Origin of the sequence: Prevotella sp. khp1, from assembly GCF_900102205.1 — a bacterium.
GTDB lineage: Bacteria > Bacteroidota > Bacteroidia > Bacteroidales > Bacteroidaceae > Prevotella > Prevotella ruminicola.
Map to the genome: position 1 here is coordinate 179,891 of NZ_FNJZ01000002.1, position 26,740 is coordinate 206,630.

At 44.0% G+C, this 26,740-nt stretch carries 14 protein-coding genes; 3 read left to right on the plus strand and 11 right to left on the minus strand.

Annotated elements, in window-relative coordinates:
* Positions 1 to 77: 77 nt before the first annotated feature.
* The 9 genes from BLR73_RS06640 to BLR73_RS06680 all read right to left on the minus strand — a co-directional run bounded on the left by BLR73_RS06640 (position 78) and on the right by BLR73_RS06680 (position 15,122).
* Positions 78 to 2,999, minus strand: a complete 2,922-nt coding sequence (locus BLR73_RS06640; RefSeq protein ID WP_091860402.1) for a two-component regulator propeller domain-containing protein — start codon at positions 2,997 to 2,999, stop codon at positions 78 to 80.
* Positions 2,996 to 4,297 carry an MFS transporter gene (locus BLR73_RS06645; RefSeq protein ID WP_013064553.1) on the minus strand — a complete coding sequence of 434 codons (1,302 nt, stop codon included), beginning with the start codon at positions 4,295 to 4,297 and terminating at the stop codon, positions 2,996 to 2,998. The genes BLR73_RS06640 and BLR73_RS06645 overlap by 4 nt, the downstream gene beginning before the upstream one ends.
* A gap of 23 nt (positions 4,298 to 4,320) precedes the next feature.
* Positions 4,321 to 5,346 carry a LacI family DNA-binding transcriptional regulator gene (locus tag BLR73_RS06650; protein ID WP_013065485.1) on the minus strand — a complete coding sequence of 342 codons (1,026 nt, stop codon included), beginning with the start codon at positions 5,344 to 5,346 and terminating at the stop codon, positions 4,321 to 4,323.
* A 72-nt stretch (positions 5,347 to 5,418) separates the two neighbouring features.
* On the minus strand, positions 5,419 to 5,994 hold the full coding sequence (locus BLR73_RS06655; RefSeq protein WP_013063661.1) for a chromate transporter: 576 nt from the start codon (positions 5,992 to 5,994) through the stop codon (positions 5,419 to 5,421).
* Positions 5,995 to 6,010: 16 nt separating this feature from the next.
* A complete protein-coding gene (locus BLR73_RS06660; RefSeq protein WP_091860405.1) occupies positions 6,011 to 6,559 on the minus strand; it encodes a chromate transporter in 549 nt (182 codons plus the stop codon).
* Entirely contained in the window at positions 6,559 to 10,269 is a 3,711-nt protein-coding gene (purL, locus tag BLR73_RS06665; RefSeq protein WP_033150337.1) for a phosphoribosylformylglycinamidine synthase, read from the minus strand. The genes BLR73_RS06660 and purL overlap by 1 nt, the downstream gene beginning before the upstream one ends.
* A gap of 129 nt (positions 10,270 to 10,398) precedes the next feature.
* Positions 10,399 to 12,894 (minus strand): M1 family aminopeptidase, encoded by a 2,496-nt coding sequence (locus BLR73_RS06670; protein WP_091860408.1) that lies wholly within the window; start codon positions 12,892 to 12,894, stop codon positions 10,399 to 10,401.
* Positions 12,895 to 12,948: 54 nt separating this feature from the next.
* Complete coding sequence (locus tag BLR73_RS06675; protein WP_091860410.1) at positions 12,949 to 14,313, minus strand: RluA family pseudouridine synthase; 1,365 nt, start codon at positions 14,311 to 14,313, stop codon at positions 12,949 to 12,951.
* Positions 14,310 to 15,122 carry a bifunctional hydroxymethylpyrimidine kinase/phosphomethylpyrimidine kinase gene (locus tag BLR73_RS06680; protein ID WP_013064698.1) on the minus strand — a complete coding sequence of 271 codons (813 nt, stop codon included), beginning with the start codon at positions 15,120 to 15,122 and terminating at the stop codon, positions 14,310 to 14,312. Before BLR73_RS06680 ends, BLR73_RS06675 begins: the two co-directional genes overlap by 4 nt.
* Before the next feature lie 77 nt (positions 15,123 to 15,199).
* On the opposite strand from BLR73_RS06680, the gene BLR73_RS06685 reads away from it, so the two are divergent.
* From BLR73_RS06685 to BLR73_RS06695, 3 genes are read left to right on the plus strand one after another with little or no spacing between them, the layout of a single operon-like run.
* A complete protein-coding gene (locus BLR73_RS06685) occupies positions 15,200 to 17,092 on the plus strand; it encodes an AAA domain-containing protein (RefSeq protein WP_091860413.1) in 1,893 nt (630 codons plus the stop codon).
* 52 nt (positions 17,093 to 17,144) lie between these two features.
* Positions 17,145 to 18,275 (plus strand): N-acetyltransferase, encoded by a 1,131-nt coding sequence (locus tag BLR73_RS06690; protein ID WP_091860416.1) that lies wholly within the window; start codon positions 17,145 to 17,147, stop codon positions 18,273 to 18,275.
* A gap of 2 nt (positions 18,276 to 18,277) precedes the next feature.
* Positions 18,278 to 18,733, plus strand: coding sequence for an MgtC/SapB family protein (locus BLR73_RS06695; RefSeq protein WP_091860419.1), 456 nt, complete (start codon positions 18,278 to 18,280; stop codon positions 18,731 to 18,733).
* 42 nt (positions 18,734 to 18,775) lie between these two features.
* On the opposite strand, the gene BLR73_RS06700 is transcribed toward BLR73_RS06695, so the two are convergent.
* A complete protein-coding gene (locus tag BLR73_RS06700; RefSeq protein ID WP_091860422.1) occupies positions 18,776 to 20,275 on the minus strand; it encodes an InlB B-repeat-containing protein in 1,500 nt (499 codons plus the stop codon).
* Positions 20,272 to 26,625 (minus strand): leucine-rich repeat protein, encoded by a 6,354-nt coding sequence (locus tag BLR73_RS06705; protein WP_143010898.1) that lies wholly within the window; start codon positions 26,623 to 26,625, stop codon positions 20,272 to 20,274. The genes BLR73_RS06700 and BLR73_RS06705 overlap by 4 nt, the downstream gene beginning before the upstream one ends.
* Positions 26,626 to 26,740 lie beyond the last annotated feature (115 nt).

The following is a 26,740-nucleotide window of genomic DNA, read 5'->3' on the forward strand; positions in this document are numbered from 1 at the left end:
GGACAAAACGTTTTTTGTCCTCCTGCACGCACATTTTCCACTTCTTGAGATATATCAAGACCTATCCTTGAGCTAAATCAAGACCAAGAACTGGGGTTGACACCATACATCTTTGTGAAGCAACGAGTAAAATATTTAGGATCATTAAAGCCTACTGCATAGGCTATCTCAGTAATATTACGGTTAGTGGTTTTAGACGATAACATCTCCTTAGCCATATTCAAGCGGTAATTGCGGATGAACTGTCCAACAGGCAGTCCAGCCTCGGCATTGAGATGCTTACTGGCTACACTACGGCTCATACCCAAAGCGTCACAAAACTCCTGCACACCAAATTCAGAGTCCATATAGTGCGTTTCCATGATTTCCATCACACGTTCCATAAAGGGGCGTGTACTCTTCAGCTGCTCTTCCTTATCAGCCTCAACGCTCTTTGTTACACTTTGTTTGTAGCGCTCCTGATTATCTAAGATATTCTGAATACGTGACTGCAACTGGCGTGGGTCGTCGGATTCTTCCAGCACCTTACGGATTGGTGTAATGAGTTGCTCGGCCTCGCGACGCTTGACAATAGTAGCCCATCTATTATATAGGTAAACCATGAGAACCACAAACAGAATGCCTAACAGCAAACGGAACCACCAGCTACGCCAGAAGTAGGGTTTCACCACCACCTCTATCGAGATAGTGTCACCCTCGCCAGCCATCTGTACGGACTTGTATTTTACTTCGAAAGTATAATTACCTGCAGGCAGAGCACTATATCGTACAGAATGCTGACCAGGTTTCAATACTTCCCAATCATTATCGAGCCCCTTCATACGGTAGCTATACACGCCCTGCATCTCATAGCCATAGTCGAGCGCAGAGAAGTCGATAGAGAAGGAGCGATGGCCCTCTTTCAACCAAATAGTGTTAGCCACCGAGATATCCTCTGAAAGATAATCGCTACCTGCGATAGCTTCCTGATTATCCACCATCAGATGTGTAAACGTAAGATGCCCGTGGTAATGCGTATCAGAATTGTCATCCAACATCTCAATCAAACCAGCTTCACTACCCAGACAAATATTGCCAGCAGCATCCTTCACTGCCGAGTTCCAATAGAAATGTGGACTGATAAGACCATCGTACTGCGAGTAGTTGGTAAATGCCTGCAGTTTTGGATCATAAACCGACAAACCATTCTGGGTGGTAATCCACAAGCGGCCATTACGATCCTCAACAATACCTTTCACGCCATTATATACCAGACCATTTTCTTGTGTCAGCACTTCAAAGCGCTCATCACCATTCTCATCCAATACGCGTTTATAGAGTCCGTATCCGTTACTACCCAACCACAGAGTACCATCGCTGGTTTCGCAGAACGAAGAAATCTTATCAACGATTTTGGATGTAGGATCGGCCAAAAGATGGCGGATATTGCGAGTTGCAAACTGTCCATTCTTCTCTGATTTCAAATCGACGATCACAACACCTTGCATGCACCCCATCCACAAGTGACCATCGCGCGTTACGATCGAGCCTATACAACCTCGCACCAACTGGCACTCTTCGAATGGTTCTATCAACTGTTTGTTTTTAAAACTATAGAAAAACAAACCATCATTACTACCAATCCACATGCCGCCGTTAATGGCATCGTAAGCCATGGCGCCGATATAATTGGTTAACCGGGCCTGTTCGGCAGGAAGCTCAAGACGGACAATGGTTTGAGGATTCTTCATATCAATCCAACAAACGCCCCCACCCCAAGTACCAATCCATAACCGACCGTAAGCATCGGCAGTTAATGTTGATACACTATTATGTGGCAAGGCCGAGTTGGTCTTAGTATAGTGAATAAAGTTACGCTCGCCCTTGATTCTATGGTTCAATCCACCTTCAACAGTACCCACCCACAGCGTACCATCAGGGGCAGCAAACATCGCATTAACCGGATTGGGTGATAATGAACTGGGATCCTGCGAATGCACACTATTCTGCAGCAGCAGCTGCCTGGGAACCAATCGGATAACGCCACCTGCCTCGGTACCTACGTATATCAGACCATCGTTTACCAACAGACAATGAACAAAATCGTTCTTTAATGGCGGTGTACTGGCCTGTGTCCAAGCCGTAAAAGTGCCCGACTTTTCGTCGTAGATGTTCACACCGCATAGCGAACCCACCAACAGTGTATTATCTGGCATCAGGGCGAGACTCGACAAAAACTCGTGCGAGAGATGCTGGATGGGCGTCTGATCCAAACGCTGCAGATATGGATCGTAGCGGAAAAGACCATGGTTAGTGGTGAGCCAAACAGTATTACCACGCTTCAGGATATCGGTAATATAAAGACCATACAAGGGATGGAGCAAGGTAGATATCTCTTCTCTTACCAGTTTGCCATCCTTCTCTACCATACGATAGATACCGTAATCGATACCTACCCAAGGTTTGCCATTTCCTTCAACATCACAGATGCAGATCTCAGGGGTGTTACCGCGATACTGATACGAGGCGACATGATTTACACTACCATCCTCGGCAAAAGTAATCAGATTAACGCGTTTGTCGGTAATAAGCCAGATACGTCCAAGAGCATCGCAGTAGGATTTTACACCTGACTGAGAAAGCAGCGACACCAAATCGGCATTAGGCGATTTGGGAACGACAGTAAGCATCGTACGCAGGTCGATGACATTCGTACCTTCGTCGAAGGTAACCCACAGGCGTTTAAAACGGTCCTCGGCTATCGACTTACACGACAGGCTCTTCAGACCAAGCATCGGCGACATCATACCATAGCCGTCGTAACGCACTAATCCGCCACCATATGTTGCTATCCACAAAAAACCATTAGAATCGGTATAAAGCGAACTGACATTGTTATGCGGCAAGCCGTTCTCGAGGTTGATATACGACAGATTATACCGCTCAGTTAATATGTTGCCGCTGGCCAACATGGTAAGCGACAACATACAAGAAAGTATAATCGTAGTTAATCGATTCACTTTTTAGTCTTGATATTGAACACGGCACAGGCTCCGGCAAACAACAGGATACCTGATACAATCATCATATAGGCCTGGTTGCTACCAACAAGTGTGAGGATAGAGCCACCCAACAAGGCTGCTACAATCTGAGGCACACAAATGGTTCCGTTGAAGAGTCCAAGATAAGCACCCATGTGACCATAGCCCTGCAAGGCATTAGTAACCAGTGTGAACGGACATGCCAGCTGGGCAGCCCAAGCACATCCGATAAACAGGAATGGTACAATCTGCAGGTACTGACCAGGACAGAATGGAATAAGTGCAAAGCCTAAACCTCCCAGCGCCATGCTGACAGCATAAGCCAATTTGATACTCTTGAAGCGTGGAATAAGGGCTGCCCAAGCTACCGAGCTCATAGCCTGAATGGCATAGAGCACACCCGTCCAGTTACCAGCCACCTGATAAGCTTCGCTGGCAGAATCTGCAGTATCCCAAACCGTAATCGACACTGCATCAACCACATATGTCCACATATAAAGGAAAGCAGCCCAACTGAAGAACTGCACCAAGCCGATACGCCAGAATGCCGAAGGGGCATTCTTAAGCAATACGAACCAGTTGCCCGAATCTTCTTTCTCGTTAGATACAGGATTGTATTCGGCATACTCCTCAGGCGTCCACTCCTTGACTTTGAGCGTAGTATAGATAACGCAGAGAATAAGAATGGCAGCACCAATATAGAACGACCAGATAACCGTATCGGGTACAACGCCTTCGGGAGCCACATTCTTCAGGCCAATCCAGGCAAATATGAACGGGAACAGGAACCCCACTACACTACCCGCATTACACAGGAACGACTGGATAGAGTAAGCTTTACCCTTTTGCTCTTCGTTTACCATGTCGCCCACCATCATCTTAAATGGCTGCATGGCCATATTAATACTGGTATCGAGCAACATCAGCATGAGCAAACCGAAGATCATTACCATGGAGATGCTAAGACCTAGCGAACCAGCATTTGGCAACAGACACATTACTGCTACAGCAGTCAAGGCGCCAATAAACAGATAAGGTATACGACGACCGAAACGGGTCCAAGTTCTATCGCTCAGCGTACCCACGATAGGCTGCACCAGAATACCCATCAACGGGGGTAATATCCAGAAGAAACTCAGAGAGTGAGGATCGGCACCTAACGTGCGGAAGATACGTGAAATATTAGCACTCTGCAGAGCATAAGCAATCTGCACGCCAAAGAATCCGAAACTCAGATTCCACAATTTCCAAAAAGACAAATCAGGTTTTTGTTTCATATCTCTTAATTCTTAGTTCTCAATTATTTGGTTGTTCCTCGTACAACGAGACGGGTTTTAACCACGTGTTTCTCTACCTTATCGAGTGGCGACAAACCTTCGACCTTATCCATCAGAATGGTAGCAGCCTCCTCGCCTACACGATGACCACGCTGCTCAACGGTAGTCAGCATCGGGTCGCAGGCCACAGCACGCTGTCCGTTAGTAAAGCCACATATCTGCACTTCCTCTGGCACTTTGAAGCCTGCATGCTTAACGGTATAGAGCACACCGATAGCCGTATCGTCATTCACTGCAAAATAACCATCCGGCGGATTATCCATCGCCATCAGTTTAGGTGTAAGTTCCTCGGCTTCGGCACGATTATCGCACACCTGCACAATACTCTCATCAATCTGCATACCATGACTCAACAAGGCATCCTTATAACCATTAAAACGGTTCTTGGATATCTCGAGCTGAAGCGGACCGCCATAGAAAGCAATACGTTTGCAGCCCGACTCTATCAGGTAATTAACGGCGTTCATGGCACCCATATAGTCATCAACAACCACACGACTGGCATTTACACCCGTGCATATTCTATCGTAAAACACGATGGGCACACCTGCATCAATCAACTTCTGATAGTGATCGTAGTTCTTGGTATCCTTGGCTTGCGACACAATAACACCGCACACCTTAAAGCGATGGAAGTTATCACATATCTGTGCCTCACGCTCGTACTGTTCGCCACTAAGCGCCACCATGATACGATAGCCACGGGCAGCAGCAGCCTCCTCGATACCTGTAAGGATGGACGAGAAATAATAATGCGTGAACTCTGGTACTATTACACCAATAACACGTTGGGGCATAACACGACTATGGCGAAGAGCCTCGCCAATGGCATTAGGATAGAAGTTATGCTCGCGTGCAAACTGCTGGATAGCCCTGCGACGCTCTTCGCTGATACGGGGTGAATCCTTGAGTGCACGCGACACGGTAGCCACGGAAATACCAAACTCCCGTGCGATATCCTTCATTGTCATTGGCGCCTTTTCTTCCATCGGTTTCCAATTATTCCGCGTGCAAAGATAATAAATCTTTGCGAAAAGCATCCCAAAATATCAAAAAAATTATTAGTACAGCAACAATAACCCCGCAAATGCAGCATAGCAGATCATGCGGATGGGATTGATTTTAAGATAACCTGTACCAAAAGCGGTAGCCACAAAAAGGGCGCAACTGATACCAAACTGCCAAGGATTCTCGATAGGTGTAGAGAAGTTCTCGGTGTTGCAAAGCAACAGGGTGGCAGCTGCCAACAGACCCACAACAGCAGGGCGCAAACCTGTAAAAATCGACTGTACCAGCGATGTGTTCATATACTTCATAAACATCTTACTGATAAGTATCATCAGGATAAGCGATGGCAACACCAAAGCAAAGGTAGCTGTGGCAGAACCCAAAATAGAAACCAGATGACCATAACCCGCATTATGAATGGCAGTATAACCACAATAAGTGGCCGAGTTGATACCAATAGGACCAGGTGTCATCTGAGAGATGGCAACAATATCGGTGAATTCTGATGTTGAGAGCCAATGATGTGCCTCGACCGTTTCGTGCTGAATGAGTGAAAGCATACCATAACCTCCACCAAAGCCAAAAAGACCTATCTCGAAAAATGTGATAAATAAACTAACGAAAATCATATTTCAAGCACGAATTTCACGAATTACACGATGTCTTATTTATTCTGCCGTAGATATAACCTCCAACAGCAGCTATCATAATAATATAAATAGGTGAAACACCTAAAGCCCAGATAGCCAGGGCGCAGGCGATGGGAATCCAGATGGTGTACCAGTTGAGTTTGGCACGTTTACCCAAATTAAATGTAGGTACAGCTATCAGAGCCACCACTGCCGGACGGATGCCACGGAACATTGCTGCCACCACCTTATTATCCTTAAACTGGCTGAAGAACATGGCTATCGCCAGAATAATCAGGAACGAAGGCAAAGCCGTTCCAAGCGTGGTACAGATGGCACCACGTGTTTTGCGCAGCTTATAACCAATAAAGGTTGCGATGTTGATGGCAAACACGCCAGGGCAACTCTGGGCGATAGCTATCAAATCGAGCATCTCGTCCTTGGCTACCCACTTCTTCTTGTTCACAACTTCTTCCTCTATCAAAGGTATCATGGCATATCCACCGCCAAGGGTGAATATGCCAATGTGAAAGAAGGTCTTAAAAGAATCCCAATATATATTCATTACTTGTGAGCCTCCACCCATTTACGTGCATTGACGAAGGCCTCAATCCATGGAGTAACCTCGTCCTGACGACGATCGGCAGGATACCAGGCGTTCTGCCATGGGAATACGGCTCGCTCTAAGTGAGGCATCATGCAGAGATGACGACCATCGGCTGAGCAGATACCAGCTACATTATAGTCGGATCCGTTAGGATTAGCGGGATAGCCAGCATAGTTGTACTTAGCAATCACATTGTAAGCGCTCTCAGCCTCTGGCAGTGAGAACTTACCCTCGCCATGAGCTACCCAAAGACCAAGTTTGTTGCCACTCAGTGAGCCAAACATCACGCTGTTGTTCTGAGGAATGCTCAGGCTGATGAACTCACTCTCGAACTTATGAGAGTCGTTGTGCAGCATCTTAGCACCCTTAGCACCTGTGAGACCGAGTTCTACCATCAACTGACAACCGTTACAGATACCCAGCGACAGAGTATTCTCGCGAGCATAGAACTTATCGAGAGCCTCCTTAGCCTTAGGATTGAAGAGGAAGGCACCAGCCCAACCCTTAGCCGAACCAAGTACGTCGGAGTTAGAGAATCCACCACAGAATACAATCATATTGATGTCCTCGAGTGTCTCGCGACCAGAAATCAGGTCGGTCATCATCACATCCTTTACATCAAAACCAGCCAGATACAAGCAGTAAGCCATCTCACGTTCACCGTTGGTTCCCTTCTCACGGATGATGGCAGCCTTGATGCCAGAAGCCTGACGGCGATCGGCTGAGATTCCATACTGAGCCAACTTACCAGTGAAGTCCTTATTAAACTGCATCTCGATAGGCTGCTTCTTATAGTTAGCGAAGCGCTCAGCAGCCTTGCCATTGAAGCTCTGCTTGCGATCGAGCAAATAAGAAGTCTTATACCATGTATCACGGAGAGCATCGATGTCGAATGTCTGCTCTGCATCACCAGCCTTCACAACAATAGTGCGGGCATCCTCAACAGGATAACCAATCTTAGCATAGCCAACGCCCTGCTCCTCCATGAAGTCCTTGAACTCCTGCTTGTAGTCATCGCTTACCTCGATAACTACACCTGGGTTCTCAGCGAAGAGAGTCTTAACAACATCGCCATCGGCACAAATCTCGTGCAGGTTGATATGCATACCACCCTTAGTATTGGCAAAGCACATCTCGAGCAGAGTGGTAATCAAACCACCGGCTGAGATATCGTGACCAGCCATAATCCAACCACGATTAATCATCTCCTGAACGGCCATGAAGGCATCGGCAAAATACTCGGCATTCTTAACAGTAGGAACATCGTCGCCTACCTTACCTAAGCTCTGGGCAAAGGCCGAACCACCAAGGCGCTGCTCGTCGAACGAGAAGTCGATATGATAGAGTGACGCATTCTTATCGTTAACCAATACAGGCGATACAACTTTCTTAATGTCAGAAACCTCACCACCAGCTGATACAATCACTGTTCCTGGAGAGATAATCTTCTCGCCATTAGGATACTGCTGAGAGAGTGACAGCGAGTCCTTACCTGTTGGTACGTTGATGTGCAGGTCGCAGCAGAAATCGCTCAGAGCTTTAACACCAGCATACAAGCGAGCATCCTCACCCTCCTGAGAGCGGCAAGGCCACATCCAGTTAGCAGAGAGGCTCAGCGAATCCATTCCCTCAGCCAGAGGAGCCCAAACGATGTTGGTCAGTGCCTCAGCAACAGAGAGTACAGAACCAGCAGCAGGATCAGCCAGACCAGCCTGAGGTGCATGACCAAGCGCTGTGGCGATACCCTTAACACCACGATAGTCGAGGGCTACAACACCACAGTCGCTCAGAGGCAACTGAATCTCACCCTGACACTGCTGACGTGCAATCTTACCTGTAACCGAACGGTCGACCTTGTTAGTCAACCAGTCTTTACAAGCCACAGCCTCAAGCTGGAGCACGCGGTCGAGGTACTCGTTAATCTTATCCTGACTGTAGGTTACGTCAGCATAGTGGCGTTCTACAGTATTATCCTTCATAATAGTCTTTGGTGAGTGACCGAACATCTGAGCCACATCCAAATCGAATGGTTTCACACCATCGCCCTGCTTGAACGAGAAGTGAGCATCGCCAGTAGTTTCACCTACTACATACAGTGGAGCACGCTCGCGCTCAGCAATCTTACGTACATGTTCGATATGCTTCTCGTCGATGAGCAGTCCCATACGCTCCTGACTCTCGTTAGCAATGATCTCCTTAGAACTCAGAGTCTTGTCGCCAATAGGCAGTTTAGTCATATCAATCTCACCACCGCACTCCTCAACAAGCTCAGAGAGACAGTTGAGGTGACCGGCTGAACCATGGTCGTGAATTGAAACAACGGGGTTCACATCCTCCTCACAGAGAGCACGAACCAGGTTATAGGCGCGCTTCTGCATCTCAGGGTTAGCGCGCTGAACAGCGTTCAACTCGATACCATTGCTGTAGCGACCAGTATCAACTGATGATACAGAGCCACCACCAAGACCGATACGGTAGTTATCACCACCTACTACTACCACCTTATTACCCTTCTGAGGCTCTTTCTTCAGGCAGTCACGCTTAGTACCATAACCAACACCACCAGCCAGCATGATAACCTTATCGTAAGCATACTTGGTATCGTTTGGCTCCTGGTGCTCGAAGGTGAGTACAGAACCGCAGATCAGTGGCTGACCGAACTTATTTCCGAAGTCAGAAGCACCATTCGACGCCTTAATCAAAATCTGCTCTGGTGTCTGATACAACCACTGACGAACGGGAAGAATATCCTCCCAGTCGCGAGTCAGCTTGTCATCGTCGGTCAAACGTGGATAAGCGGTCATATAAACAGCTGTACCAGCGATAGGCCATGAACCAACACCACCACCCATACGGTCGCGGATTTCACCACCAGTACCTGTAGCAGCACCATTGAATGGCTCTACGGTTGTGGGGAAGTTGTGTGTCTCAGCCTTCAGAGAGATAACACTCTCGATATCTTTTACCTGGAAGTAGTCGCTAGTACTCTGATCCTTTGGAGCGAACTGCTCAACCACAGGACCCTGCGCAAAAGCTACATTATCCTTATAAGCCGAAAGAATCTTGTTAGGATTCTCCTGTGTAGTCTTCTTAATCATTGCAAAGAGGCTTGACTCCATCTCCTTACCGTCAATGATAAAGGTTCCGCCAAAGATCTTATGACGGCAGTGCTCAGAGTTGATCTGGGCAAAACCGAAGATCTCTGAATCGGTCAATGGACGTCCGTTCTTCTTCTCCAGTCCGTGCAGATATTCAATCTCCTCTGGACTAAGAGCCAGACCTTCCTGCTCGTTATATTCCTCCAAATTATCCACATACTTAATTGGCTCTGGCTTGATGTTGATGGTAAAAATGTCCTGATTCAGGCCATTATACATACGCTGCAACATCTCGTCGTGCTCAGCATCCTTTGAGTCTACGGCAAAATATTCCTCTATACGAGAAATGCCGCTGAGGCCCATATTCTGTGTAATCTCAACGGCATTTGTACTCCATGGTGTTACCATCTCGCGGCGTGGGCCAACATAGTAGCCCTCCAGCTGCTCTGCATCTAATAGCGTGGCATCACCATAAAGCCAGTTTAATTCCTTGATTTCCTGTTCACTCAGTACGTGATCAACCTCCGTGGCGATCACCGATTTCTGTGGGGTCTGAAAGAAGCGTATCATACCTTACTTATTTTATAATATTTTAATTTGCGTGCAAAGGTACTATTTTTAATTTGAAATCACAAATATATTTACCTAAAACTTAAATTAAAAGCCCCTCCATACAATTAGGAGAGGCTCTTTAGATTATTACTTTCTTTTCTTGGTGGCAGTCTTCTTAGCCGAAGCAGGCGCTGCCTTTACTGTCTTATCCACGTATGGAATCTGATTCATCAGCACCCAGGCCGACTCATATACGTAGTTCTTCAGATTAGCAGGGAAGCCAGCCGAGCTATTCAAGAACTTCTGTACCTCGGTCTTAGCCTCAGCGCTCTTATGCGAAGAAATCAACGTTCTGGTCCAGCGACTTGGAAAAGCCAAACTGTTAGTCTTCTGTATCTCAGGCAGTGCCTTCAAGCCCTCAACAATGTAAACATTGCTCTGTGGCTCATACACATCCGAGTTCAACAAACGCAGGGTATTCAGTACCCACGCCTCGTTCTGACGGTTCTCAGGCTTCAGCAAGCTCTTGAAAACCTCTACACGATTGCTGGCAATAGGATCAGTAGCACGACTTACGAAATCGAACTCCTGTCGCAATTCATCGGTAGTGAGGCGAGCGCGCTCCTTTTCCAGAATCTGCTGACGACGGTCAGGACGGGTGATGGCCAGACGATAGGCTATCTCCATATAGTCGTGCTCATCCAAAACGCTCTCGTTATGGCGATCCAGAATGGTCTGCAACTTATTCAGTACCTCAGGCGAGATAGCACTGGTACCCAACTTACGCCATACCAACTGGCGGCACTCCTTGGTTTTATTCTCACCCAGCAGATCCATAATTACCAATTCGAGTGTATAACGCTGCTGCATGGTCAAGTCTGAAGCAATCTTATGCATCTGGTCGATGGCTGTTTCCATAATCATCGGATTCTTCTCACGCCCCAAGAAACGGAACAGTTCGCCAAAGTGCGATGGCGCCAACTTACCCTGCAGGTAATTATCGTGAATCAGATTCAGCAAGGTATAGCGGTGCAAGTCATTACGTGTTGTGATGAGACGCATGGGCAGAATCTTCACATAGTTATCATCGAGTGTAAAGCGACCATAACCGCGACCATCCTGGTTTGGAATAATATAGCCAGGAGCTGCACCACTCTTCTGCTTGAAGGTCATGGTTGGCTGCTGCATATCAACCTTGATAGTCTGCGACTGTCCTAAATTGCTGATCACCTTCAGCTCAAACTTCTGGCGCCAGCACAATCCACGTCCATAAGGATCGGTCTGCGATACAATCACATCACCATTCTTAAAAGAGGTTGTGATAATTGGCATACCTTTCTGATTTACCCATACATCACAGAACTGACGTACACCAGCACCAGGAGCCTGCTTGTCGAGTGTTTCAACAATCTGATTCCAACTGATATGACCCAGATAGTGATCCTTAATGCACTGTTGCAGACCTTTCTGCATGGCCTCGGCTCCCATCTCATCTTCAAGCATACGCATCATTACTGGTGCTTTGCAATAGTTAATATGGTCGTACATCCATACGGGGTCATGCGGATCACCATACTCACCTGCAATGGGATGAGAGACTTCGGTTCTATCCAGATTCATCGCATTACGCATATAGGTATTCATGAAGTTTATCTCAAACTCATTCTTCTTATACTGACTGCTGGTAATCTTTGATGCCATAAAGTTGGCCAGCACCTCCTTAGCCCAAGGCTCGTCGATAGCAGTGATATTACCGAACCATATATGAGCCGTTTCGTGGGCAATCAATTCGGTACGTTTCATCAAATCCTCCTTCGAAGGCTTCTTGCCTAAGAAAATGGTCTTCTCGCTCAGGGCTACAGCGCCACGACGCTCCAAACCGCCCAACTGGAAACTGGGCAGGATATAAACCACACCTTCTTTATCATAAGGGTTAGCTATACCAGTGTAACCCTCCATCCACTTCATGGCCTTAGTAACCTCTTTAAACACATCATCTATCTGGGCCACCTTGGCAGGATCGGTTTCTGTGTAGAACACACGCAAAGTACGACCATCTACTGTAGACGATTTCTCGTTGAATTTACCAACTGCAAAAGCGTAGTGCGATGGTGCCATCTTCTCAGATATATCCACAGTAATAGCTTTCCAACCAGCAGGGGCATTGATGGTAGTCTGATACTGAGCACGCAAACCCTCTACATCGAAACAGGGGAAGAGGGCACGGCCTTCGTCGGCCTGCACCTGAGTATACAGCACGCTACCACTACGAACAAAAGCTTTGTCCTGACTAGTAAAGTCGAGTGAAACCTTATTTGTACCTGCCTTAAACAGTTTTCCTGGAATAATAATCTGATTATTCTGAATCTTTACACTGGCCTGCTTACCTTTACCTTTGTTTCCTTTATATACCAACACATTACCTGGTGTTCCCTGAAAATCGAGTACCACATCCTGCTTGGTTCTGGTATCGAAGGTAATTGTAGCCTTACCTGTTACCTTTGCCTGAGGATTCTCTGGCACATTAAACGTCAGCTGATATAGGATACCAGTAATATTGCCCACACGACTATCAGCCTGAGCATACACACCAAGTGTAAAGAAACTTAGCATGCACAAACATAAATATTTAATAGCTTTCATACAATTATTGTTTTTATTTGCCTGCAAAAATAGCTAATTATCTGCAAACATCCATCAAATTGGCCATATTTTTTTGTCTTGCGGGCAAAAAAGATGCAAACGCTTGCCAGTAGTTGGATGTTCAAAAGCTATCGACTCGGCCTGAAGATAAAGTCGATCTGACTTATGACCATAGAGTTCATCACCCAAAATCGGACACCCTAACCCGTCTTGATGCGCACAGTGCATCCTCAATTGATGCGTACGCCCCGTATGAGGATAAAGGGCAAGAAGGGTTACTGGACGATGAGTGGTAGGGGATTGCTGACGGTCTAATACACGATATTCGGTAATGGCACGTTTGCCGTGCTCATAGTCAACTATCTGACAAGGGCGATTCATCGGATCGCTACTCAATGGCAGATCGATTACACCATGAGGTTGTTGTATTTCGCCCTCGACAACTGCTAAGTATTTCTTCTTGATAGTACGAGCCGCAAACTGATTCTGCAAATGGTGATAAGCCTCGGGTGTTTTGGCTACCAGCATAATACCGGAAGTCATCAAATCCAAACGATGAGGCAACATAGATGCAGCCCATCGATCCTTAGCCCATGTAGCGACCGAGTAATCATCAGTCTTACCTGGTACACTCAGCATACCTGATGGCTTATAAACAGCCGCAATCGCCTCGTCCTCATAGACGATTTCGATGCCTTGATGCAAAAAGCCTGAGGTTTCCGGATCGGGATCCACTTCCAAACCTTGCAACATCCAAGTCAGCACAGGCTTACACTTACCTCTGCAGGCAGGATAAAACTCACCATGGTATCGCACTTCGCTTTTAGGCGAAGGTCCCCACCAGAATTCTGCCATGCATACAGGTTTTAAATGTTGCAGATAAGCATACTGCAACAGTTTTGGTGCACAGCAATCACCTGTGCCACCTGGTGGTAAGGGAAATTTCTTTTGTATTTTGGGGTTCTGGTGATAGTCGCGCCATATCTCCACCAGATCTTTAATTTCGCCATGGGCATTTAATATTCTGTATTGTTGGAATAGCCACAGTTGTAAATTCTGCGACATCTCTTTGTGCAGGTTTTGAGTTTCAGATGATGGGTGTTGGTTAAGTGCAGATATCTCGCGCTCTTTCTGCTTAAAATAGCCATCAGGCTGCTGGGCATCAAAAACCGGCGGCACAAAATAGGGCCAGTCGTTCCGCCCTTCTAACAATCCAGAATAAGCAGCTAGGAAACCTAAGCCGCCATTAACTTCCACAACCAGGACCCCAAACATCTTACCCTCTTTCGGACCTATACTTTCAATCTCCTGCTTCACCTCGTCGCATGCCAATAAACACAGCGGATGAGGTTCATAGCAGAAAGGCCAAGTGAACCGTTCTGGTTTGGGAATGTTAGTATGAAGAGGATGGATGATCATAAGAGATCGAGACATTTCTCTACTGGAATACCACGATTTTTATCATCGGTATCCTTGTAACGCTCAATCATTCGGAATACAGTATCCATCGCTGTACGAGTACTTGTCTTCAAGCTCTCGCCATTCAGCAGATGACCAATCAATACAGCCGAGAAGATATCGCCAGTACCATGGAACAAACCAGGAATCTCGTGATACTCTAGGTGGAAGTAGCTATCATCGTAGTGATTATAGCCCACCACCGCATTGCGTCCGTCTACCTTACAGCTTGTTATCAGAGCCGACTTGGTGCCTATCTTGCGCAACTCGTCCAACAAATCGCCAGCCTCTTCCCAGCTAATACCTTCCATTTTGATTGGTGTATTGGTCAGGTAGCAAGCCTCGGTATAGTTAGGAAAACAGAGATGCGCAACCGATACCATCTCGCGCATCAGCTCCACCTGACGTTCCGTCATGCCATTATACAATCGTCCACCATCACCCAGAATCGGGTCAACGAATACCGTTGTGCCTTGTTCGCCCTGCTCTTTGCAGTAGCCAGCCACCAGTTTAGCCTGCTCATCGCTGAACATCAGTCCTGTACAGATGGCATCAAAACCAAAGCCAAGTTCTTTCCACACAGGCAGAGTACCACGGATGTAATCGGTGGTATCCTGGATATTAAACTTTCCGTAGTCGAGTGTATTAGACACAAGGGCAGTAGGCAAGCTATACGTAGGGATGCCTAAGTAAGAGAGGATAGGCAGCATGGCTCCCATGCCAACCTTTCCATAGCCCACAACATCGTTAATAAGCAATATCTGTTTCATTTCGGCTGCAAAGTTACTATTTTTTTAAGATAAGTCGATAATACTTTCCTATTTTTTTGCTAACTTTGCACACGTTTATGGAAAAACAACTTGATTCGCCGATATTGGCACTACAGAAACAACGGCAACTGCTACAGATGGAGTATGAGGCCGAGAAAGAAGAATTCCGCCAGCAGACAGAACAAATGGGGCTGCAGCGGAAGATAAAACGTGGTGACGTATGGTTTCCGCTCACCGTTAGCAAAACTTATTACAACTCGCTGAACCAACGCGTTATAGAGGTTTTAAGACAAACCGACGAGGAGATTGAACATAATTTTGAATATGGCAAGCCCGTAGTATTCTTCAGCGTGGATGCCGACGGGAAAATCAGCTATTTTAAGATGACAGCCAGCGTAAGCTATGTAGATGGCGACAGAATGGTTGTAGCTGTGCCCGATGGCATGGGACTAGTGGAGATACAGAGTGCCGAAAAGTTAGGTGTACAACTCTTCTTCGACGAGACTAGCTATAAGATGATGTTTGATGCGCTTGACAGAGTGATGAGCGCCAAAGGACGCTTAGGCTATCTACGCGACCTGTTTTATAACAGGCAGAAGGCAGAGACTTTCAATTTCAGTCCACTACACTTCACATATCTGAATGCCACACAGGAAGATGCTGTAAACAAGGTGCTGAGAGCCAAGGATGTAGCCATTGTGCACGGACCTCCAGGCACAGGTAAGACCACCACGCTGGTAGAAGCCATTTACGAAACCCTGATGCGTGAGAACCAGGTATTGGTTTGCGCACAGAGTAATATGGCAGTTGACTGGATATCAGAGAAATTGGTCGATCGCGGCGTAAACGTCCTGAGAATAGGTAATCCCACCCGCGTGAACGATAAGATGCTATCGTTTACCTATGAGCGCCGTTTTGAGGCCCATCCCGACTACGAGATGCTATGGGCATTAAGAAAGGCTATCCGCGAGGTTCGAGCCAATCGCAAAAGAGGCGACCAGAAATTCCACCAGAAAGTAGAGCGCCTAAAGGAACGAGCCACCGAACTGGAATTGCGCATCAAGAACGACCTGTTCAGCGAGGCGCGTGTTATCGCCTGCACCTTGGTAGGCTCGGCCAATAAAGTGCTTGATGGTCAGAAATTCGGCACCTTATTTATTGACGAAGCAGCCCAGGCGCTCGAAGCAGCCTGCTGGATTCCTATGCGACGTGTATCGAGAGTAATACTAGCTGGCGACCACTGTCAGTTGCCACCCACCGTAAAATGCTACGAGGCCTTGAAGGCAGGATTAGGAAAAACACTGATGGAGCGCATTGTAGAGAACAAGCCTGAAGTGGTGACGCTGCTGAAGATGCAATACCGCATGAACGAAGAGATTATGCGATTCTCGAGCGACTGGTTTTACAACAACCAGGTGGAAAGTGCACCAGATGTAAAGTATCGCAGCATTCTGGACCTGGATGTACCGATGACATGGATAGACACCTCACAATTCGATTTCCCCGAGGAGAGCGGCATCACATTCAAAGAAGAGTTTGTAGGCGAGAGTTTTGGTAGAATTAACAAGGCCGAGGCAGAATTGACCATGCTGGCGCTGCAACAGTATTTTGAGAAGATTGGTAAGGAACGCATTCTTGAAGAGCGCATAGATGTGGGTGTTATTTCGCCCTATCGCGCCCAAGTACAGTATCTGCGCCAGCAACTGAAAAAACGCGAATTCTTCAAGCCTTTCAAAGGTCTTATCAGCATAAATACCGTAGATGGATTCCAAGGACAGGAGCGCGACATTATTATGATTTCGCTGGTACGTGCCAACGACGAAGGACAGATTGGTTTCCTACGCGATTTGCGCCGTATGAACGTGGCCATCACTCGCGCCAGGATGAAACTAATCATACTTGGCGACGCCTCGACACTGACCCGCCATCCATTCTACAAGAAGCTCTACGATTACATAGAAGCCCTATAAAAAACTTCATAAATGTTTGCGAGTTTCGTTTTTTTGTATTACTTTTGCACCTATGATAAAGATAAAAAGGGTTGAAACCAAGCGTGAGCTTAAGCAGTTCGTACAGTTCTATTACGACCTGTACAGGGGATGCGACAGTGCTGTGCCCTATCTCTTTTCAGATGAGATGTCAACGCTTCGCCGCGATAAGAACCCTTCGTTTGAATGCTGTGAAGCAGAATATTTCTTAGCATACAAGAATGGAGAGATTGCAGGACGCGTGGCTGCCATCATTAACCATCGCGCCAATGAGCGCTGGGGGTGCCGACAGGTACGCTTCGGTTGGTTCGATTTTATCGACGACCCCGAAGTGAGCACAGCACTCTTAAAAGCTGTAGAAGACTGGGGCAAAGCAAAAAGCATGACAGAGATAGCCGGTCCGTTAGGCTTTATCGATACCGACCGTGAGGGCATGCTTGTTGATGGATTCGACCAGTTATCTACCATGTACATTAACTACAACTACCCCTACTATCCTGAGCACATGGAGCAGAAGGGGGGATTCGTTAAGGACAACGACTATGTAGAATGCAAGGTAAAAGTACCTGAAGTAGTGCCTGCCAAGTTTGCCAAAATTACCGAAATGGTACGTAAGCGCTATGGCTTGAGGGTGCACAAGTTTACCCGCAAGGAACTGGTAAGCGATGGCTGGGGCCGCGAGGTATTCCATCTGCTGAATGCAACCTACAAGGATTTGTACGGATTCTCGGAACTTTCACAACACCAGATAGACAAACTGGTGAACGATTACATTAAGATTGCCGACCTGAACCTGGTTACAGGAATTATGGACGGCGATAAAATGGTGGGATTTGGTGTAACCTTCCCCTCGTTCTCACGTACCCTCCAGCGCACTCGCGATGGCCGATTCCTGCCTTTTGGTTGGTGGGAATTGCTGAAAACACTGAAATGGCATAACACTGATACCGTCGACCTGTTACTGATAGGTGTACTACCCGAGTATCGTGGCAAAGGTGCCAACGCCCTGATTTTCGACGACCTGATCCGCCAGTTCCAGCGCTATGGCTTTAAATGGGCAGAAACAGGCCCGCAGATGGAGACCAACGAGGGTGTACTCTCGCAGTGGCAGTATCTGGATGCCACTATTCACAGACGACATCGTTGTTATCGTAAAAAGATATAGTTATGGATATGACTTGGGAGTTTATATTACGCATATTCGTAGCAGCACTCCTTGGAGGTGCTATCGGACTGGAGCGCGAATATCGAGCCAAAGAGGCAGGTTTGCGCACCCACTTTTTAGTGGCATTAGGCTCGGCAGTATTTATGATAGTCTCGGCTTACGGATTCGACGGCGTTATGAATACGCCTGAACACCGTTGGGATGTATCGCGTGTAGCTGCCCAGGTTGTATCGGGTATCGGTTTTATTGGCGCCGGTACCATTATCTTCCATAAAAGCGAGAATGTGGTACGTGGTTTAACCACCGCAGCAGGTTTGTGGGTTACAGCCGCCATCGGTCTGGCTTGTGGAGGCGGCATGTACATCCTCTCCATCGCCGCAACCGTTCTGGTTCTTGTAGGCTTAGAGGCCTTTAACTTCGTCCTCCGCAAGTTCGACCGCCACCGCGGTAATCAATAACAAGAAAAGAGGTTGTGGCCTCTTTTCTTTATTATTTAGTCACTATTTTACAACCACTTTCTTGGTCTTTCCATTATCCATTCGGATGATATTAATGCCTTTTTGCAGATTGTTAAGCGGCTTGCCATCAATTGAGAATATCTTAGCTCGAACACCATCATCAATCCAAACGCCATTAATATCTGTAGCCTCGTTGAATCCCATAATGGTCCCAAAGCCATTCCATGGTACTGTGGTCTTATATGCGGTCACTGAGTTATCATCCACAAACAGACTTGCGTTACCAATCGACGTATTCTCGAATGCATCAGCAGCAGTTGTAGGCACGTTTACTGCATAACATTTAATTATCAAGCCACTAGTTCCACGAGTATTTGCTCTTCTAGCCGCAGCCCCTGATCCTAAGTTTGCAAAGGCCTTGGAGCCTATCACGGACACATCCTCACCAATTATAATCGAAATAAGACCACTACAGCCATTAAAGGCATTTGCACCTATACAGATAACACTTTGGGGAATAGTTACACTTGTAATATATGGATTATTCAGAAATGCGCCATCAGAGATGGTTGTTACAGGATATGTCTTATTGTTGATAACAACAGTTGAAGGGACCTCAACATCTCCGCTACAGTTCTCGCCACCAACAAAAGTAGCTTCGCCGTCAGAAACCTCGTAGGTTGCATTATCTACATTATACTCTATCACCTTAAATGTACCTGTAATGGTTACGTCATGAGCAGGCATCGTTACTGGAATATCGCTCCACCCTGAAAATTCAAAACCCTCCTTGGTTGGTGCGGGCTCAGCGGTAATATTTGTACCATAATCGTAGCTGATGTTTTTGTAATCAACACCATCAACCTTATAGGTCAACTTATACTTATTAATAGAGAATGTACCAGTAATCGTTACATCGTGAGCAGGCATAGTCTCTGGAATAGTGCTCCAACCTGAGAATGTATATCCTTCTTTAGTTGGAGCAGGCTCCGGAGTGATTGCCTTACCATATTCTATTTCGTAGCTTTTATACTCTACACCATCTACCAGATAAGATAGTTTAAAACTATTAGTAACAGTCGCAGTGGCATTTACTACTCCATTTTCTTTTGTAACCTTACCATCTATGTCTGAGAATGCTATCCCTGTGAAATTGAGGGAGTATTTAGCCAAAGACATAGTGTTACTTGCTTTAAGATTCAAGAATATCAGTTCGCCACCTTTTAAAACCTGTAACGAATTTGAATATAGTACGAATCGATATGTATTGCCTGCTAAACTGCTAACATTACAATTCATATCATTAGGCTGATTATCAGACAAACGATATACATAGTCGTTTATTGATTCTAAAGAGAGCCCATCTGGAATTGTTATATCAAACTGCACGCCATAGACATCAGTTGCTGTAGATGCCAGAGAGATCTTCAAATCCTTCGTCTCTCCAGGTTTTAGCGTAACGTTGTCAATCAGGAGATTGCCAGCAAAAGCAGTTGCCAAACAAAGCAATGCAGCAAGTGTTAATATAATTCTATGCTTCATTTTACGATGACTTTTTTACCATTTACAATATAAACACCTTTCTTTAGGTTGCTGTTCACGTTCATACAGTTTCCATTAAGGTCGTAAACAACAGCAGGTCCTTCTTCGCCTTCTATCTGCAGGATATTTGTAGATAGATGTGCGCCATTATAGGATTCCGTTTCGCCCGTTGGCAAGGCAACAATCACATTTTCTATAGAAACGCCGTTTAGGGTATTATTATCCGTTGTTATCTCAACGATGTTTCCATTCTCAGGTTTCATCAACTGGTTCGAAAGCGAGTAAACTACCACGGTGTAAGTGTTTACATCCTTCTGTTGATACATCATCTGATGAGTCTGCTCCATACTTTTAACAAGGCGCATCTCCTTGATATTTGTATCAGCAGCAACCTTAACATCAAACTGAACAGCAGTATACTGAATAAAGTCTAGCACACTATAAGAACGAGTTCTTGAGAGGCTCGAATTTTCATTATTATCATTATTATTTAGTATCCATTTTACAACAAGAATAATATCACCAATATTCAGTTCGCCATCAGTGTTCTGATCGTATAAGTTCAACTCGTCTGAGGTTGCATTTTCATTAATAATGAAGCTTATCAACCTTACTACATTTCCAATCGTAAAGTATCGTTCGAACGAACCTGTAATAGTCACATCGTTTGCAGGCATTGTTTCTGGAATTTCACTCCAGCCTGAGAATTTGTAGGTATCTTTTTCTGGATATGCTTCGGGAGTGATCGCTGAGCCATATTCAACTTCTGAGCTCTTATACTCCACACCATCCACCATATAAGTCAGTTTAAACTTTGGCATGCTGCCAGCATATTCTGTATAATTATTGCCATTACCATACATAGGAATCCACCCCTTGGCTTTAGCTGCAGCCACCTGAATGGTAGTCATGACATTACCTTCGTTCTCATAAAACATAATATACAATCCGCCGTTTTCTACTATCGGCAGACCCGAAACTAGTGCGTCCATTGCCTCGCCTTTTATCTGGTTGCCATAGCAATACAGTGTATTCAGCACAATATTTTTTGAAACATCAAGCGATGTTAACAAATTATTAGAACACCAAAAAACTTGCAACGCCGTATTCTTTGAAACATCAATTGTGGTTAACTGATTATTATCACAATCCAATCTAGTCAATGTAGTATTCTTTGAGACATCAAGTGAGGTTAGCTGATTATAATGGCATCTTAGCATTGTCAATGCCGTATTCTTTGACACATCGAGTAATGCTAGTTGGTTACTATAGCAAAACAACATTGTCAATGCAGTATTCTTTGATACATCAAGTGATGTTAACTGATTATTATTACAAACCAATTCAATCAATGCTGTATTATTTGACACATCAAGCGAGGTTAATTGGTTAGTACCACATTCCAAATTTGTCAAAGCTGTATTATTTGACACATCAAGCGAAGTTAACTGGTTAACATTACAATGTAATCTTGTCAATGCAGTATTATTTGACACATCAAGTGAGGTTAGCTGATTACAAAAGCAGCCTAGCACTGTCAATACCGTATTCTTTGTCACATCAAGTGACGACAGTTGGTTGTAATAACACCACACCTCTATCAACTTAGTATTTTTAGAAACATCGAGTGATGTCAACTGATTATTATTACAATCCAATATAGTCAATGCAGTATTATTTGACACATCAAGCGAGGTTAACTGGTTATTATTGCAGCTTAGAATACTCAATCCTGCAAAATACTCAATTCCTTTTAGATTAGAGATCTGCAAACCCTCAACATTTATTGATGTTATAAGAGAAGATTCTTCCTCAGTAATCACACCATCCTTTCCATATGTCTGAGTAGCCAAATAATTTCGGAAATTAGCATCTGGGAAATTGGTTTCGTTGATTTCTATCACTCCCGAAGTTCTTCCAGCATATTCAACCCAGTTGCTACCATCGTTGCACATAGGAATCCAGCCCTTTACTCTAGCATCAGCTACCTGTATGGTAGTCATAACATTGCCCTCGTTTTCGTTGTTTATAATTTGCAATATGCCATTATTTGCATTTGGTAGACTTGCGACTAGTGCATCCATCGCCTTGTCTTTTATTTGATTATTGTAGCAATATAACAATGACAACACAGTGTTCTTTGAGACATCGAGTGATGTTAATTGGTTCTGTTGACAATACAATTTCGTTAATTCTGTATTTTTTGAGACATCGAGCGAGGTTAATTGGCTATCATTGCAGTACAACGTTTCTAACGCAGTATTATTTGAGACATCGAGTGATGTTAATTGTCTATTACCACAATACAAAAATGTCAACTTAGTATTCTTTGAAACATCAAGAGAGGATAATTGGTTGTTATCACATCCCAGCCTTGTCAATGCCGTATTCTTTGAAACATCAAGCGAGGTTATCTGATTATCATAACAATATAATTCTGTCAGCAAAGTATTCTTTGAAATGTCTAGTGAAGTTAACTGATTATAATTACACCACAATATGGTCAACTCAGTATTCTTTGAGATATCAAGTGAGGTAAGCTGGTTATTACTGCAACTCAAACTCGTCAATGCTGAGAAAATCTCAATTCCCTTCAAATCAGAGATATTCTGACGATTAACATTCATTGACGTAATAGAAGCAATTTCAGCATCAGTAAGCACACCATCTATACCATATGACTGATCTTTCAAATAATGACGGAATCTCTCATCTGGGAAATTGGTTTCATTGATTTCAATCCCAAATTCTGGCATATCCCCCCATTCCTTCCAATTGTTATTGTCTATTTGTTGGAGAGTCCACCCCTTGGCTTCTGCAGCCGCCGCTTGGACTGTGGTCAAAACATTTCCCTCGTTTTCATTAGAGGCAGCTGCTAGTACACCTTTCTTAACAGTTGGCAGGCCCGTAATGAGCACGTCCATCGCCTCGTCTTTTATTTGGTTACTATAGCAAAACAACATTGTCAATGCTGTATGCTTTGATACATCAAGCGAGGTTAATTGGTTCTCTTGGCAAAATAACCGAGTCAACTTTGTATTGTTTGACACATCAAGCGAGGCTAATTTGTTCTGATGACAAAACAGCCTTGTCAAAGCTGTATTCTTTGAAAGATCGATTGAGGTTAACTGGTTAATACCACATTCCAAACGTGTCAAAGCTGTATTATTTGAAACATCAAGTGTGGATAACTGGTTATTATTGCAACCCAAATATGTCAACGCCGTATTATTTGAAACATCAAGTGAGGTAAACTGGTTGTCAGAGCAATCCAAACTTCCCAACTTAGTATTCTTTGAAACATCGAGTGCTGTTAACTGATTGTTATTACAATTCAAACTTCTCAAGTCAATATTCTTTAAAACATCAAGCGAGGTTATCTGATTATCAACGCAATACAATCCTGTCAACAATGTATTCTTTGAAACATCAAGCGAGGTTAATTGGTTGTCAGAGCAAACCAAATATATCAACTTCGTATTCTTTGATACATCAAGCGAAGTTAACAGATTATTATTACACCACAACATTTCTAACTCTGTATTTTTTGAGAGATCCAGAGAGGTTAATTGGTTATTAGGACAACTCAACCACCTCAATTCTGTAAAATACTCAATTCCTTTAAGATTAGTAATTTTCAGTTCATCAACAGCTATTAAACCATTACCACCTTTTTCATTATCAGTAATCACACCATCACGACCATATGACTGGGATTTTAGATAATTACGGAAATTCTCATCCGGAAAATTGGTTTCATTAATTACAACGCCAACAATGCCTTCATACCCCAACCAATCGGAACCGTCAAAGTATTTTGGTATCCACCCCTTAGATTTAGCAGCGGCCACCTGAGTGGAAGTCATGACATTGCCCTCATTTTCATTAATGATAATAAATAACATACCATTTTCTGTATTTGGAAGACTCTCGACAAGAACATCCATTTCTTCGCCATTTATCTGGTTAGAATAGCAGTTAATCGTTTTTAATGTGGTGTTCTTTGAGACATCAAGTGATGTTAATTGGTTTCCTTGGCAATTCAATGTTATCAACTCTGTGTTGTTTGAAACATCGAGCGTTGTTAATCGATTCATGCTGCAATTTATCTCTGTCAATGCAGTATTCATTGAGAGATCGAGCGTTGTTAGATTATTGTTTTGGCATGTCAACTTTGTTATCGCAGTAAAATAATTAATTCCTTTCAAATTAGAAATATTTCTACTAGCAACTTCCATTATTTTAATAGTTGCAATTTCTTCATCAGTAATTACCCCATCGCTACCATACGACTGGGCTATAAGGTAGTCACGGAAAAACGCATCTGGGAAATTGGTCTCATTAATAGCTATCTCGACTTCCATAGGAATAGGGTTGGTTGTCATGAAATCACTCCAAGGCGAATTAGATTTGTAAGCATCGATTGCACCACTTGGCACATACAGAGTGGAGGATGATATATTTGAATTCTCAAATGCAGTATTATGTGTCGTAGGCACCTCATTTGCATAGCAATAAAAATCAGTCAGTGAAGAATTACATAAAAATGCATTTTCACCTATGTTCTTTACTCCGTTTCCCAAAATAATACTGTTCAACCCTGAGCAATACGAAAAAGCTTGCTTTTCTATGTTTTCCACCTTATCGGGAACTGTGATTGATGTCAGTGAGCGACAGTTTGCAAAAGCATAACTACCTATTGATGTGATTGTTTGCGGTAGCACTATTGATTCTAAATAATTGCATTCACAGAAAGCCGAATTTCCAAGGGCTGATAACCCTGTAAAATATTGTAATTCATTGAATTTTCTAATACTCTTCTTATCATAAAAAGTTGTGCCTAAATCTGTTATTGCTGCTGCCTCTGCCATACTCAGTTCGCCATCTCCATTTGTATCCCAATTAGCATTAGCAACACAGATTGCTTTTACATCGCTATCGGCAAAAGCAATGTTTATTGAAGACATGTCAATTTCTTCTATACTCTTAAAATTCTGCCAAAAGCTTGCAGAACTGTAAGCAGACTTGCTACCTGCAGGAACATATAATATTGCGTTTCTCCTATTTGGAAATGAATTAAAGGATAACATGCTGGGCTCCGGGCTTTCAGCATACACTGATGTCAATTTATTGCAACCAGCAAAGGCGCTATTGCCTATAGATTTAACATTGGCAGGAATGGTTACACTATTTAAGTTGCTGCAGCCTGAAAAAGCATTATCTCCAATCGACGTCAAATTCGCAAAATACTTAAGTTCTGCAAAATTAGTAATATCTGCATGATTTCTGAATGTTTGTTCAATGTCTGTTATTTCACTTAGTTCCAATTGATTTATTTCTCCATCACCATCTAAATCCCACTTGTTAATACAGATATTTTTGGCATTGGCATCAACAAATGTTACTTTTTTCATCTCAGTAATCGTGAGATGCTTCCAATAGTCATCTGCCTTATATAATTCTTTTGATCCTTCAGGAACATATAATATTGGTATAATAGATTTCCAACAATTAGCAGCGTACACTGGCTTTTCATTATAGCATATAATTTTTTCAATATAAGGACAATCCTTAAAAACCTCTTTCAAACTACCTACACCTTTACTGATATAAACAGTTTTCAAAGTCTTGATTGTGCCAATCGTTGTCCCAGAATAAGAGAGGTAATCAATTCCATATGAAGTGGTAAAACTCTTTGGTAAAGTAAGGGATGTGATACAAGTACCATCAAGTGCACAAAATCCAATATATTTTAGGTTGTCAGGAAGAGTTATAGAACCGAGACTTGAACAGCCAGAGAAAGCTTGCTCATAAATAGTAGTTACAGTTGATGGAATAGCAACTGACTTTAAACTCTTACATCCTTTAAAAGCAAGCATTCCGATATTATTTACTCCCTCAGGAATATTAATGGCTGTTAAACTTTCGCAGCTGGTAAATGTACGATTACCAAACGAATCACCAGTAACACTATTAGGAATACTAATAGTTTCTGCTTTAGCGCAACCAAAGAAAGCAGATTCACCCACAGAAGTCACGCCATCAGGAACAACAATTGAAGTTATTTGACTGCAGTAATAAAAGGCATCATCTGCAATAGCCTTAACATTATATCCATTTGCAATTGCAGGAATGGTTATGGCTCCTAATGTTGATTTATCAATGGCTATTCTAATACCTTTCTTTTTCTCGTAAGTATAGCCTACTTTACAGGTCTTTTGTTCTTCGCTAATGATTGTAAAGGTCATATCCACGCCTTCAACTGTTTTAGCGGTGAAAGTATCACCATCTGCACACCATACAGAAATTGAACAAAAGATGCTAAGCACTACTAACAATAGTCTCTTCATACTATAAATCTTTATTATAATTATTATCTTTTTAGAGTTGATTTTTAATTTTATCCTGCAAAAATAAGTATAATAAAGATAAAGCACCAACAATACGCTAGTCCATTTATTAGTC